The sequence below is a fragment of the Dysgonomonas sp. HDW5B genome, assembly GCF_011299335.1.
Taxonomy (GTDB): domain Bacteria; phylum Bacteroidota; class Bacteroidia; order Bacteroidales; family Dysgonomonadaceae; genus Dysgonomonas_A.
Genome location: NZ_CP049858.1, coordinates 879,647 through 893,959, shown reverse-complemented (window position 1 = coordinate 893,959; position 14,313 = coordinate 879,647). Strand labels below are relative to the sequence as shown.

12 protein-coding genes are annotated in these 14,313 nt (G+C 35.9%); 10 read left to right on the top strand and 2 right to left on the bottom strand.

Annotated features, from left to right (window positions below; genetic code table 11):
* Nucleotides 1-22 precede the first annotated feature (22 nt).
* A complete protein-coding gene (locus tag G7051_RS03580) occupies nt 23-1,165 on the top strand; it encodes a fimbrial protein (protein ID WP_166198605.1) in 1,143 nt (380 codons plus the stop codon).
* Between the two features lie 195 nt (nt 1,166-1,360).
* Here the strand turns inward: G7051_RS03580 and G7051_RS03575 are convergent, their stop codons facing one another.
* Nucleotides 1,361-2,551, bottom strand: a complete 1,191-nt coding sequence (locus tag G7051_RS03575) for a M20 family metallopeptidase (protein WP_166198603.1) — start codon at nt 2,549-2,551, stop codon at nt 1,361-1,363.
* Between the two features lie 226 nt (nt 2,552-2,777).
* Between G7051_RS03575 and G7051_RS03570 the strand changes: the two genes are divergently transcribed.
* From G7051_RS03570 to G7051_RS03545, 6 genes are all read left to right on the top strand, one after another.
* On the top strand, nt 2,778-3,953 hold the full coding sequence (locus G7051_RS03570) for an MFS transporter (protein WP_166198602.1): 1,176 nt from the start codon (nt 2,778-2,780) through the stop codon (nt 3,951-3,953).
* Nucleotides 3,954-4,013: 60 nt separating this feature from the next.
* Entirely contained in the window at nt 4,014-4,622 is a 609-nt protein-coding gene (gene yihA / locus G7051_RS03565) for a ribosome biogenesis GTP-binding protein YihA/YsxC (RefSeq protein WP_166198600.1), read from the top strand.
* A 106-nt stretch (nt 4,623-4,728) separates the two neighbouring features.
* The gene (locus G7051_RS03560; RefSeq protein WP_166198599.1) at nt 4,729-5,193 is read left to right on the top strand and encodes a nucleoside deaminase; all 465 of its coding nucleotides are present in this window, start codon (nt 4,729-4,731) and stop codon (nt 5,191-5,193) included.
* Nucleotides 5,194-5,298: 105 nt separating this feature from the next.
* Nucleotides 5,299-6,858 (top strand): phosphoethanolamine transferase, encoded by a 1,560-nt coding sequence (locus G7051_RS03555; protein WP_255493364.1) that lies wholly within the window; start codon nt 5,299-5,301, stop codon nt 6,856-6,858.
* 160 nt (nt 6,859-7,018) lie between these two features.
* Nucleotides 7,019-8,089 carry a 3-phosphoserine/phosphohydroxythreonine transaminase gene (gene serC / locus G7051_RS03550; protein WP_166111224.1) on the top strand — a complete coding sequence of 357 codons (1,071 nt, stop codon included), beginning with the start codon at nt 7,019-7,021 and terminating at the stop codon, nt 8,087-8,089.
* Between the two features lie 39 nt (nt 8,090-8,128).
* Nucleotides 8,129-9,049 (top strand): 3-phosphoglycerate dehydrogenase, encoded by a 921-nt coding sequence (locus G7051_RS03545; RefSeq protein ID WP_166202632.1) that lies wholly within the window; start codon nt 8,129-8,131, stop codon nt 9,047-9,049.
* Nucleotides 9,050-9,161: 112 nt separating this feature from the next.
* Here G7051_RS03545 and G7051_RS03540 read toward each other — a convergent pair whose 3' ends face one another.
* Entirely contained in the window at nt 9,162-11,369 is a 2,208-nt protein-coding gene (locus G7051_RS03540; RefSeq protein WP_166198596.1) for a bifunctional (p)ppGpp synthetase/guanosine-3',5'-bis(diphosphate) 3'-pyrophosphohydrolase, read from the bottom strand.
* Nucleotides 11,370-11,545: 176 nt separating this feature from the next.
* On the opposite strand from G7051_RS03540, the gene G7051_RS03535 reads away from it, so the two are divergent.
* From G7051_RS03535 to G7051_RS03525, 3 genes are all read left to right on the top strand, one after another.
* Nucleotides 11,546-12,148 (top strand): hypothetical protein, encoded by a 603-nt coding sequence (locus G7051_RS03535; RefSeq protein ID WP_166198595.1) that lies wholly within the window; start codon nt 11,546-11,548, stop codon nt 12,146-12,148.
* A gap of 135 nt (nt 12,149-12,283) precedes the next feature.
* Nucleotides 12,284-12,616, top strand: a complete 333-nt coding sequence (locus G7051_RS03530) for a hypothetical protein (protein ID WP_166111219.1) — start codon at nt 12,284-12,286, stop codon at nt 12,614-12,616.
* A gap of 143 nt (nt 12,617-12,759) precedes the next feature.
* The gene (locus tag G7051_RS03525; protein WP_166198594.1) at nt 12,760-14,289 is read left to right on the top strand and encodes a DUF4301 family protein; all 1,530 of its coding nucleotides are present in this window, start codon (nt 12,760-12,762) and stop codon (nt 14,287-14,289) included.
* Nucleotides 14,290-14,313: the final 24 nt, after the last annotated feature.

The window sequence follows — 14,313 nt, the reverse complement described above, 5'->3', positions numbered from 1 at the left end:
TACAAAAGAAAAAAATTACAAAATGAAATTACAAAATTTATTCTTATTCATAGGTATCGCATTTATAGCAGTATCATGCGAGAAAGCAGATGATAACGCATCTGTATCCCCTGTTGTATCTCCTGAATCGGCAAGTATTAGTTTGCAAATAGCAGGAACAAACGGTGTTCAAACAAGAGCTGCCGGAAATCCTACCCAAGAAGAGAAAGTATTAAAATTAGATGCTTTTGTGTTTAATGCTGATGGGTCTCTTGAGGCTTATAAAACAGCAACCAGTACGGTTAATACAATCACAAAAGTGGATAATATTGCAGTTACAAGCGGTGCGAAAAAAATATTTGTATTGGCTAATTATGCCAGTGATGCTTCTTTGATAAAGACATTGGACGATTTGAAAAAAGCAGTAGCAGACTTGAAAAATGAAAAAGATAACGGTCGTTTAACTATGGCTACAGATATAGTTGATGTAACTATTCTACCCGGTAAAAATTATATTGGATATTCGTCGAGCGTTTCAGACGGAACTTCTTTGGCTCCTCATTCTTATTCTCTGACAAGATTGGTATCTCGTGTGAAAATAGAAGATATGCAATGGCAAAGTAGCGAATATAGTTTTGACGACCTGACTGCGTTTGTTATAAATGCATCAAAAAGCTCACTAATCGCAAATGTAGGAACAGCATCTGCTCCAGCGGCTTATTATGAAGGCCTTTCAGGTTCGGGCGACTTGTTCCCATCAATAAGTACTGTATTGTCGGGATCAGATAATTTCTTGACAACTGCAGCTAGCAATAATAATACTTATTTTTATCTGTATGAAAACCAACCCGTAAATAATGTGATGGCTTATCCTACTATCTTGGTGATAAGAGCAAAAGTCAAACAAAATAATGTTTATATCAGCAATGTACCAGGGCGTGTAGATGCCAGTGGATATACTTATTTTCCTGTAGTTATAAATAAGGAAGGAACAGCGTCTACCGTTTCTGGAGCAACTGATGGCCATACTTATATTAAGCGTAACAATACTTATAGTATCAAAACCGTAGTAAAAGGTCTGGGTGTTAGCAATCCATTTAGCTCCGAAGCTCCATCGTCACTTAGCGTACAAGTAAATGTTGCGGCTTGGGCTTTGAATATTTCGCAAACAGCAGTTTTTGAGTGATCAGAATTATTTATTATATGTGTAGTGTGTTTTAAGAAATACAGTTATGCTGTCAAAATTATAAATAAATTATGTATTTTATAAGTTAAACAGTATTGACGACGACAGTTATAGCTGTATATTAGAGGGTTGTCTCCCTGCTTCACGATCAGAGGTTTGTATCCGGTCAAGAAGAGGGAGATGATTTTTTTAGTTTTATATCTGACAATATCGTAAAGCTAAATAAGCAATAGTTCCTACTGAAGTTTTTAAGGCTTCCTCATCAATCAGAAATGTTGGCGTATGTAATCCGGTGCAATGTTGTCCGCCAATAACTCCATATCTATAAAAGGTAGTAGGGTAGAGTTGTGAGAAAAAGCCAAAGTCTTCGGCTGTCATTCTTTTGGGTAGACCCCTAACCTTGTTTGTTCCCAAGTATTCAATAGCAAAAGCTTTTGCCATGCGTGTAACTTCCTCATCATTGTAAGTACAAGGATAACCGTCATATATCTCGATGTCACATTCGCAGCCGTATGCTTTAGCGGTATGAATGGCGATATCACGAATGATTGGTTTCAATTTGTTTCTTTCTTCTTCATCCATGCAGCGAAGCGAACCTGCCAGAGTTACCGTATTGGGTATAACATTAGTAGCACCGTCTGCAATAAATTTGCCGAATGAAAGCACACAAGGCTTAAACGGATTAGAACGCCTGCTGACTATTTGTTGCATAGATACCACCAGTTGAGATGCGGCAAGTACCGTATCGTTAAGATCTTGAGGTATGGCTCCGTGCCCTCCCTGTCCTTTTATTTGGATATGAACCTCATCTGCGGATGCCATTACAGTACCCGGTTCGAAACCGACTGTGCCAACAGGATAATCAATATAGGCATGTTGTCCTATAATTATGTCAGGCTTATAAGTGTCAAAGATCCCATCCTTTAGCATGAGGCTTGCCCCTCCGGGATGTTTTTCTTCTCCGGGTTGAAAGATAAAGAGGATAGTTCCTGCAAATTGATCTTTCATTTCGTTTATAATCTTAACAGCCCCTAATAAGCTTGCCGTATGAGTGTCATGTCCGCATGCATGCATAACCCCCTCATTTTCCGATTTAAAATCAATGTCGTTTTGCTCTGTAATCGGGAGTGCATCCATATCGGCACGAAGAGCGATTGTTTTGGAAGAAGGTTTCGAGCCTTTGATGCAAGCCAGAATACCATAGCCTCCAATCTTATTCCGGTATTCTACCCCCCATTCCTGTAGATGCTTTTCTACATAAAGAGAGGTATTCTTTTCTTCAAAAGAAAGTTCAGGGTTCTGATGCAGATGCTTGTAATGGGCTACTGTATCACGATGATATTTTTTGACCTTTTCGGTTACGGTTTCAACTAGTTTTTCGGACATAACTTCTGTAATTTAAGTAAAAAAGAGAGTCTAAAGATATAAGTAAGTTCAACTATTTAATACGATGTTTTATCACCATAGCGACATCGGGTTGTTATACATGCCAAAGCAATAAAAAGGTCTGCGACCTTGCGACCTTAAAATTACTAAATATATTGGCTTCGAAGTTTCATATCAAGCAAAAGTTATTCTAATTTTGCAAGATCAATTATCGTATCCTCTAGTTATGTCAGAATATGAATACGTGCTTAAAACCACAAAAGGACGTGCACGTTTAGCTATATTATCTTTTTATTTTATTCAAGGACTTGGTTTTGCCAGTTGGGCGAGCCGTATTCCCGACATTAAGACCTCTTTGTCGATGAGCGAAGCTGCTCTGGGGACGGTTTTATTTGCCCCCGCTTTGGGGCAACTTGCAGCTATGCCTGTTTCGGGAACTTGGATTGCCAAATATGGAAGTATCCGTATGTTGGCTATTGCTATGGTTTTGTACTGTTTTGTACTTGTAACTTTAGGACTTGCAACCAGCTCGATAATGCTTTTTGTAAGCCTGTTTTTCTTTGGTTTGTGTTCTAATTTTCTGAATATAGCAGTTAATACGCAAGGTTTGCGGATGGAGGAAATCTATGGAAGGCCCATAATGTCATCCTTTCATGGAGGATGGAGTTTTGCCTGTGCATTGAGTTCTGTTTTTGCACTATCCATTGCTCCGTTCAGGATCGAACCTTATATTCATTTTATTATAATTGCCATAGTTATGCTAGGCTTGATGGTTTTCAGGTTGAAAGACTTAATACCCGATCCGCCTAAAAAGAATACAGAACAGAAAGAGACTATATTTAAAAAGCCTGAACTATTACTCGTTCAGTTAGGATTAATCGGATTTTTCGGGATGTGTTCCGAAGGAGCCATGTTCGATTGGAGTGGAGTCTATTTTAAAGAAGTGGTACACGCTCCCGAAATGATTACGGTTATGGGTTTTACCATTGTGATGACTTTTATGGCTATCGGGCGGTTCTTGACCGATAAGTTATCTGTAAGGATAGGAAAGAAAAGAGTTTTGCAATTGGGTGGAATACTTATTTTTACCGGCTTGATGATTTCTGTATTATTTCCTTATCTTATCCCTTCGGCTATCGGCTTTATGATTGTCGGATTTGGAATATCCAGTATTGTCCCAACCATATATAGTATAGCAGGACGTAATACAAAAGGTTCTCCAAGTATTGCACTGACTATCGTTTCGAGTGTGAGTTTCTTCGGCTTCCTGCTCGGTCCTCCTATTATCGGATACATAGCCGAACTTACCAATCTGAGATATTCGTATGCCGTAGTCTCGATGTTTGGGCTAAGTATTACGCTTTTAGTAAGTTTAATCAGCTCGTTGAAGCATGTTCGATAATATTTTTTTGCGATATAGAGCCAAGTATTGTACATTTGTAAAGCACCCAAAATATAAACAATGATTATAAAAGATGCTAAGTTTGTTATAAGCAACACAGATTATAAACAATGCCCGACAGACGGTAAACCCGAATATGCGTTTATCGGTCGGTCTAACGTAGGTAAATCTTCCCTTATAAATATGATCACTAACCATAAAGGGTTAGCAATGACATCATCGAAACCCGGAAAGACTCAACTGATAAACCATTTTATCATAAATGAAGAATGGTATCTGGTCGATCTTCCCGGTTATGGATACGCTCAAAGAGGTAAGGAAGGTAGAGAAAACATCCGTATTATAATAGAAGATTATATTCTCAACAGAGATGATCTTACCAATCTTTTTCTATTGCTTGATAGCCGTCATGATCCTCAACAAATCGATATGGAATTTATGGAGTGGTTGGGCGAAAATGATATTCCATTTGCAATAGTTTTCACTAAAATAGATAAGTTAAGCAAATCGAAAGCCAAAGAAAATATTGCAAAATATACCGAAAAACTCGAAGAAACTTGGGAAGAACTACCTCCTATATTTATAACTTCTTCTGAAAATAGAATCGGCGGAGAGGAAATTTTAGGCTATATAGAAAAAATAAATAAAGAGCTGAAACACAGAAAATAAATTTCTAGACCTTTTTATTGCTTTGGCAAGTATAACAAATATGATTGTTATAACTATAGAATATGCCAATAAAATTTATTTTTTACTTAAACGGAACTTGTTAGAAATGAATCCAAAATATATGCAACAAGCCATTAAATTGGCTGAGAATAGTGTGAAAAACGGTGGCGGTCCTTTTGGGGCTGTAATTGTGAAGAACGGAGAGGTTGTAGCCGAAGGCTCCAACTGTGTAACTCTGGATAATGATCCTACAGCTCATGCGGAAGTAACCACTATCCGCAAAGCCTGTAAAGAACTCGATACATTCGATTTGAACGGATGTGAAATATATACATCGTGCGAACCTTGTCCAATGTGCTTGTCAGCTATCTATTGGGCACGTATCGACCGTATATATTACGGATGTTGTAAGGAAGACGCCAAAAATATTGGCTTTGACGACTCATTTATATACGAACAAATCGAACTTAAACCGGAAGAGAGAAGTATCCCTTCTACCCAAATACTACATAAGGAAGCGTTATCGGCTTTTCGGATGTGGGAAGAAAAAGATGATAAAATAGAATATTGAAACTATTGCATTTTCGAACACGTATAAGTAGAGTATTACAACAATATAGATTTTCTGTTTTTTGTTTTCTCTACTTTTTTTTTATTAGCCTTTTATTTGAGAACTGTGTTTATTGATTGGAATCCTTTGGTTCAATCATTCAGTTTGTCTACACATGCAAGCAGCTTACTATATGCTGCGTTGAATGCTATTATCATACTGTCTCTTTTAAATCTTATCTCTCATCTCAAAAGGGTTGCCATAATATTTGTGTTATTACTGGCAATAATAATATCTATAGAAGCCACTTTGGCTATTGCTTTTTCGTCTCAAGTTACATTAGGGTTGTTTTCTTCTGTTATCGAAACCAATAAATATGAGGCTCTGGGTGCAATCAGGATGTATGCCGGCATAGCAATTCCTCTGATTATTGTAACAAGTATTGTTTTGTATCCGGCTTATCGGGAACTTAAGAGTCGAAAGCCTTACATCTTAGCCTCCATCTTATTTATAATTGCCGGTTTCGGTATTTGCTATGGTTCTGTTTACCTGTTGATGGATAAGTCGCAAAGGAGAAAAGTTCCTGAAGAGTTGAGAATCTCACCACTCATGCATTTTCATTCAGTTTTAGGAGTGAGGCTTCCCCTTCTTACGAATGTGGGATTTGCCTCTGTAATTTACTGTCAGGAAATGTATCGGTTCAGAACCGAATTAGCTAAACCTAAAACTTTACCTCAAGAAATAAGCTTTTTTACTACCTCAAATAGTCCTAATACTATTTTTGTAGTTCTGGGCGAAAGTTCTTTGCAAACGCACTATAGTCTGTATGGGTATAATTTGCCAACGACTCCATTTCTTGATAGTCTGAAAAATGCTGATCGTTTATCATACTACAATGCTGTATCTCCTGCATCCATTACACGGGATGCTTTAGGACTGTCTTTGAGTTTTGCTACACCATTGGATCGCCAACCATTGCTCAATAACAAGAATGCAGTTGCTCTGGCTAATGATGCCGGGTATGAATCTTATTGGATATCTAATCAGGATAAAATAGGGATGCACGACAGTTATATCGGATTGATCGCTTCGTATGCTGATACTTCCTGTTTCTTCAATTTTCAGAAAGATGATCTGGAGTTAATTCCGATTGTTGAAAAATTATATAATCCTAAAATTAAGCAGATATTTTTTATTCATCTTAAAGGGAGTCATCTCGAGTATAAGGAGAAATACGATAAGGCAGATTGCCGAGTCTTAACCAATGATTTTAATACAACCTTAGATTATGATCGAACCATACATCATACCGATCGGGTTATCGGATTGTTGTACAATACAATAGTTGATAAACTAGATCCGAAAGCAGCCTCTTCCTCTCTTGTCTTTTATTTTTCGGATCACGGAGAGATTATAAACAAAGGGCATGGCTTTCTGGATAAAGATATGGATCAGTTTATGATTCCCTTTGTTGTGATACCTTATAATAATACAATTGATACTAACCGTATTATCGATAAATATCTTGTTGATGGAAGGTTAAATACTACAAATTTCAATTATATACTCTCCGAGGCGATGGGCTATAAAGTTTCCGAAAAAGGAATAGAAAAAGCTAAAAATGATGCTCTTTATTATTATCATGTAGATGGTAAAACCTATCTGTTTAATGACATAAAGAAATAAAATCAGAAGTAATATATACTCATTTTATTTTAACAGTGCCATTTTCAAATATATTTATTAAATTTGGAGTTCTTAGTTGATAAAGTCATCTAATCCTGAAATAAAAAGGTCTGAGACCTTAAAACCATAATAGAAAAGAACGATTCAAATTCTTGCAAATATGAAAAAAATCAATTTTAGCGCAGGTCCCTCAATTTTACCACAACAAACAATCGAAGAAACAGCAAAAGCTATTTTAGATTTCAATTCGTCCACATTATCTCTTATGGAAGTTAGCCACAGAGGTAAAGATTTTATCGCTGTAATGGATGAAGCTATCGCATTGTTTAAAGAACTATTGAATATACCTGAAGGCTATTCTGTAATATTTTTAGGTGGAGGTGCCAGCTTGCAGTTCTGCATGGTTCCTTTTAACCTTTTGGAGAAAAAAGCCGCTTATCTTAATACAGGAACATGGGCAAGTAAAGCTCAGAAAGAAGCTAAAATGTTTGGCGAAGTTATCGAAGTAGCAAGCTCAAAAGCCGATAATTTTTCATACATACCAAAGGATTATACCATTCCTGCTGATGCGGATTATTTCCACATAACAACCAATAATACTATTTTCGGAACCGAATTACATACCGATTTGGATTCTCCGGTGCCTTTAGTTGCCGATATGTCATCAGATATATTTTCACGAGTAATCGATGTGACTAAGTATGGTATTATATATGGTGGAGCACAAAAAAATCTGGCTCCTGCCGGTTTGACATTTGTTATCGTAAAAGATGATATCTTAGGGAAAGTTTCTCGTAAGATACCAACGATGTTGGATTATAAAACACACATCGATAACGAGTCTATGTTTAATACTCCTCCGGTAGTACCTATTTTTGCAGCTTTGCAAACTCTTAAATGGTTAAAAGCTAATGGTGGAGTTCCTGCAATGGAGAAAAAGAACAAAGAAAAAGCTGCTTTATTGTATGCTGAAATAGATAGAAACCCATTGTTCGTAGGAACTGCGGCTAAAGAAGACCGTTCATTGATGAACGTATGTTTTGTAATGGCAAAAGGTCACGAAGATAAAGAAGCCGATTTCTCGAAATTTGCAGTAAGCAAAGGTCTTGACGGATTGAAAGGTCACCGTTCAGTTGGCGGATTTAGAGCGTCTATTTACAATGCTATGCCTATCGAAGGTGTTCAGGCATTAGTAGATGCAATGAAAGAATTTGAAAAACAAAATGCATAAGAGGTTGCAGACCTTTTCACATACAAATCAGATATGAGTATAAAAGTATTAATAGCGACAGATAAACCTTTTGCGGCAGAAGCAGTAAAGGGAATTAAGAATGTAATAGATGCAGCAGGCTATGAATTGGTTTTGCTCGAAAAATATACAGAAAAACAACAGCTATTGGATGCTGTAGCTAATGTAGATGCAGCTATTATCCGTAGTGATATTTTCGATAAAGATGTTTTTGCTGCTGCCAAACAACTGAAAATAGTTGTGCGTGCAGGTGCAGGATTTGACAATATTGACTTGGAGGCTGCAACTGCTCATGGAGTATGTGCAATGAATACTCCCGGACAAAATGCAAATGCAGTAGCCGAATTAGCTTTCGGTTTGGCTGTATATGCAGTGCGTAATTTCTACAATGGAACATCGGGTACAGAGTTGGCCGGTAAGAAACTGGGAATTCATGCCTATGGTAATGTGGGACGTAACGTTGCCCGCATTGCAAAAGGATTCAACATGGAAGTATATGCATTTGATCCTTTCCTTTCTGCGGAAGCTATCGAAAAAGAAGGTGTAAAAGCTGTGAAAACAGTTGAAGAATTATATTCTACTTGCGAATTTGTTTCGTTACATATACCTGCTACGGCAGAAACAAAGAATTCGATCAATTACGAATTGTTGAATAAACTACCTAAAAAAGCATTGTTGATAAATACTGCTCGTAAGGAAGTTATCAATGAAGCCGAAATTGTGAAGTTGATGCAGGATCGTACGGATGTGAAATACGTAACAGATATTATGCCTTCCAATCATGCTGAAATGGCTGAGAAATTTGAAGGAAGATATTTTTCTACTCCTAAAAAAATGGGTGCTCAAACTGCAGAGGCTAATACTAATGCAGGCATAGCAGCCGCTAATCAGATCGTTGATTTCATAAAGAACGGAAACGAACGTTTCAGAGTAAATAAGTAATATCTTATTATATTATATAAATGAGGTTGTTCATATTGAATAACCTCATTTTGTTTTGTTATAGGGAGTACTTTTGTTCTATACTTAAAAGCTCTTAAAAAGGTTTTATACCTTAATTTAATCTAGAGATCTGTTTTACACCTTTTACCGTCCGCAATTTTTTCATCAAGCTTTCGAGCGTATTTGTATCTTGTAATGTTACTGATAAATTACCTTGGAATAATCCATCGTTTGAGTCTATACTAATCGAGCGGAGTGTTATCCCTTGTTCTTTAGAAATTATAGAAGTCAGGTTTGTTACAATACCAATATCATCGGCTCCTACAACACGTAATATAATTGTGTAGCTTGATCCTGATTTTCCTGACCATCGTGCAGGTATAACCCTATAGCCGAAGCGTGAAAACATATCGTGTGCATTCGGGCAATTAGTCCGATGTATTTTTATTCCTTGCGATGAAATGAAACCAAAAACTTCATCTCCATATATAGGGTTACAACATTTAGCCAAAGCGTAATCTATCCCTTTCAGGTCTTTGTCTAATATAAGCTCATCCGTTGACTTGTCATTACTTTGAGTGGTGCTCTGGGGCTGGATTGTGTAGCCTTCGGCACTAACCAGATCATGTTTATCATGTACTTCACTCTCTCGTTTCTCTAATTCAAGATATTGATCGATAACAGAGTTTACGTCTAAAGTTTCCTGCGCTATTTTGATATAGAAGTCGGTTACAGTTTTAAAGCCTTTTTTCTTTATCAGGCGCATCAATACGCCTTCGTCTTCATCTATTTTTCTGTTTTTGAAGCGACGTTTTAATAATTCTTTGGCGTAATCAACTTGTTTGTTTGCTTCTTCTTTTAGTTTTTGGCGAATCTTATTTTTGGCTTTTGTAGTTGTTACAAAATTCAGCCAATCTTGTTTTGGAGTTTGATTAGCAGAGGTCATTATTTCTATTTGATCTCCACTATTCAATTTATGACGAATAGATACATTTTTGCCATTCACTTTACCCGATACGCAAGTAGCCCCGAGCTTAGTATGTATTGAGAATGCAAAATCCAGGATGGTAGCTCCTTTGGGTAATTTGTGTAAATCACCTTTGGGAGTAAATACGTAAATTTCATCATCGTAAAGATCCAGTTTAAAATCTTCAAGCTTCTCGTTGTTTGCCACACTTTTGTTCTCTAAAGCCTCGCGTAAAGTGGTCAGCCAGTCGTCAATATTCGACTCACTTTTCACTCCTTTGTATTTCCAGTGAGCAGCTAAACCTCTCTCTGCAATTTCGTCCATGCGTCGAGTTCTGATCTGTACTTCTACCCATCTAGATTGAGGTCCCATTACTGTAATGTGCAGGGATTCATAGCCGTTACTCTTTGGTATAGACAGCCAATCTTTAAGCCTTTTAGGGTTGGGTTGGTATAAATCCGTTACAATAGAATAGATCTGCCAGCACTCAGCCTTCTCTTTTGGCTGTGGAGAATCAAGTACTATCCGGATAGCAAACAAGTCGTATATAGATTCGAATTCAACCTTTTGCTTTTTGAGTTTATTATTTATCGAATAGATAGATTTTACCCGACCTTTTATATCGTACTTAAGTCCTGTTTCTTTAAATTTTTCTTCAAGAGGTGCAATAAATTCGGCTATATATTGATCACGTACAGTTTTACTCTCATTTAATTTTTGAGATATGTAGTCATATATTTCACGATCGGTGTACTTGAGATATAAATCTTCTAACTCAGATTTTACATTATACAACCCGAGCTTATGTGCCAAAGGTATATATATGTAAGAAGATTCTATCGATAGTTTTAAGCGAGTTGCTTCATCTACCTCATTGGCTGTTCTCATCAAATACAATCTGTTGGCAATCATAATTAATATGACCCTCATGTCTTCGGCGAACGATAATAAAAGCTTGATGAAATTTTCAGATTCTAAAGTTGTTTGATTAGCCTCAAGATGATTTATTTTCATCAGACCTTTTACAATATCAGCTACTTCGTGATCAAATGTCTGTTTAATTTGCTCTGTTGTAATTATCTTATTAACGGCAGGTCTGTATAGTAAGTTAGCTATTACGGCAGCTTTTCGGAGTCCTATTTCGGTAATTACAATGAGTACAGTATTTAATACAGTAATGAGATGAAAATATTTATTATCATCTACTTTATAGATACCTTGAGCGATTCCCTCCTTTACGGTAGATCTAATAAAAGCTTCCTCCTTCGAGGATATTTGTAATTCTTTTGACTTTGCAGACAGTTGATGCAGTAACAACTTAAATTCATCTTCTTGTGCAATATAATCTTTCATTACTTATATTTACTATTTATCCTAAAACATATATACCTAAAATGTAAAAATAATATTTTCATTCCAATTGAAGTTTTGTTTTTGTTTTTTTATTTCAAATTTACTAATTATTGAACTTCTAGTCTTTTATTCACTGGAAAAACATTTGTACTTTTGATCTAAATTATATTATTGATATGAATACAGATAAAATACAGCGTTTGGAACGAAATGAAAAATTCAGAAGAAAATTTTATGCTAAAGGAGTTTGGCGAAATTATGCTATAGTGCCACCGTCTGGAATTCTTTTTGTCGCATTATTTGGTTTTCTTTACCTGTTTAATGTTGATCATTTGATGAGTTTGTATGCTATACCTTTTATAATTCTGCTTTTGTTGGGGACAATATGGTTAAAGGCAACACGAAAATACATTATAAATCAAAAAATATCAGGTAAGCAACCTTTTGCAATTTGTCTATCTATTCCTTTAATGAAAAAGAATGGAAAAACAATTATGATGTTTTCGGCAGGAAGCAACAGACTTAACAAATATTATTTGGAAAAAGAAAAAAAAGAGATTTTAGATAGAATTGGATCAGATGCTGATTTTGTGGGCGTTAATCCCTTAAATAAGCTTTTGGTGGCTGTTCCCGAAACCGATATTTACTTGATTTATCCTTCTTTTTCGGATCGACTATCAAACAAAACCACAACCTCAACTGTTAATAGATATGTGATATTTGATAATTTGGAGAAGATCAGGTATATAACGCTTCGGGAGATGGAGAGTTTTTCTTGATATATAAATGTTAAAAAACAGCTAATTTGTATGTTATTAGTTGAAAGATATTGTTTTAGAATTTTCCAATGATTATCTTTGTCGCAGAATCGTGATTTTTATTGTTAATATTCACGTCTATTATAAAGTTAGTCTATGTTAAATTTAGGTATCAAAATAAAGAAAGGATTAGTAGTGTTGTTGTTTTTGCTACTTATTCCATTTGCTGCTAATTCAGCACCTGGATCTTTTGCAGCTCCAACTAGTTTTCTTCCAATGGAGGATGCATTTTCTGCTGCCCGATCTACACCCGAATTTGTTAATGAGAATATTAAACCTTACAGACAATCGTTCAATTTAGGGAATCAATCTTCTCAAAATGGATATATTAACTTTACTTCAACAGATATACTTGCATTTATATTTCTTGCAGGAGTGTATTTGATGTTTGTTAGACGTAATTCACAATCGAGAAATGCTTCTTTTTAAGAGTTTAATGAAAATCAATTAAGATTATATCTTCCCTATATATAAAAGCAAACCATTTTTGGTTTGCTTTTTTTTGTATATCATACACTGATCGTTGATATCTTTTCTATATTTGTGTTTATTAATCCTAAATATTATTTCTTATGCATCAGACATTTACAAAAAAGGATATTGAAAAACTAAATATTCAAGGTCTAGACATTATCGAAGTTCAGAAGCAAATTGATCGTTTCAAAACAGGATTTCCTTTTCTTGAAATTGTAAATTATGCAACGAATGATAAAGGAATTACCGTCCTTAGTCCCGAGGAAGCTGATATATATATAAATATATGGGATGGCTATTCTCGATCAGGACATTCAGTAGTTAAATTTGTTCCGGCATCAGGCGCGGCAAGTCGTATGTTTAAAGATTTATTTGAGTTTCTGCAACGGAAATCAGAATCTCCGGATAATGATTCTATAAGCATGTTTTTTGATAATATTCGAGCATTTGCATTTTTTGACGATCTTAACTCCGCTTGTGTAAGTAAGAAAGGTGAGGATGTGGAATCTTTGATTCTACATGGTAGATATAAAGATGTTTTAGAGGTTCTTTTACTTAAGAATGGCTTGAATTATGGCGGGCTCCCTAAAGGGTTGTTGAAATTTCACGCGTATGAAAATTGCAATAGAACTCCAGTGGAGGAGCATCTTGTTGAAGGTGCTTTATATGCAAAATCAAATGATGGAGGGGTTACTTTGCATTTTACAGTTTCGCCAGAGCATCGTCAGTTGTTTAAGGAGTTGATTTCGATGGTCTCAGATAGCTATGAGCAGGCATTTGACGTGAAATTTGATATTTCTTTCAGCGAGCAAAAAAAGAAGACAGATACAATTGCTGTTGATGATAATAATGAGCCATTTCGTGATGGTGAGGATCTCTTGTTTAGACCCGGAGGGCATGGTGCGTTGATTGAAAATTTAAATGACCTGTCAGCGGATATTATTTTCATTAAGAATATTGATAATGTTGTTCCTGATAAGTTTAAGGATGAAGAAGCTTATTATAAAAAGATGTTGGCCGGATATTTGGTAGATGTCCAGAGTCGTATTTTTGGTTATTTGAAGTTAATAAATTCGGGAGTGTATTCAAGAGAGGAGCTTTTAGAAATTCTTTATTTTTTACAGGATAAATTGAATGTGAAAAATCCAGATACTAAATATTTAGAGGATGCCGAGCTTGTTTTATATCTTCAGAAGAAGCTCAACCGACCTATTAGGGTTTGTGGTATGGTGAAGAATGTTGGTGAAGCTGGAGGAGGTCCGTTTTTTGCAGTTAATGAAGACGGTACGGTTTCTTTGCAGATATTAGAAAGCTCCCAGATAGACTTGGATGATCCTCGAAAAAAGGATTTGTTTGTTAAAGGAACACATTTCAATCCGGTTGATGTTGTTTGTGGGGTAAAAGATTTTAATGGTGAGAAATTTGACCTTATAACATTTATTGATGAAAATACAGGCTTTATAAGTAAAAAAACAAAAGAGGGAAGGGCTCTAAAAGCATTAGAACTGCCCGGATTGTGGAATGGGGCTATGTCAGATTGGAATACGGTATTCGTCGAAGTTCCTTTGAGTACTTTCAATCCGGTTAAAAGTGTTAACGATCTATTGCGAAAAGAGCATCGATCTTAAGCTGTAATTGGGGTTAAACTGTTC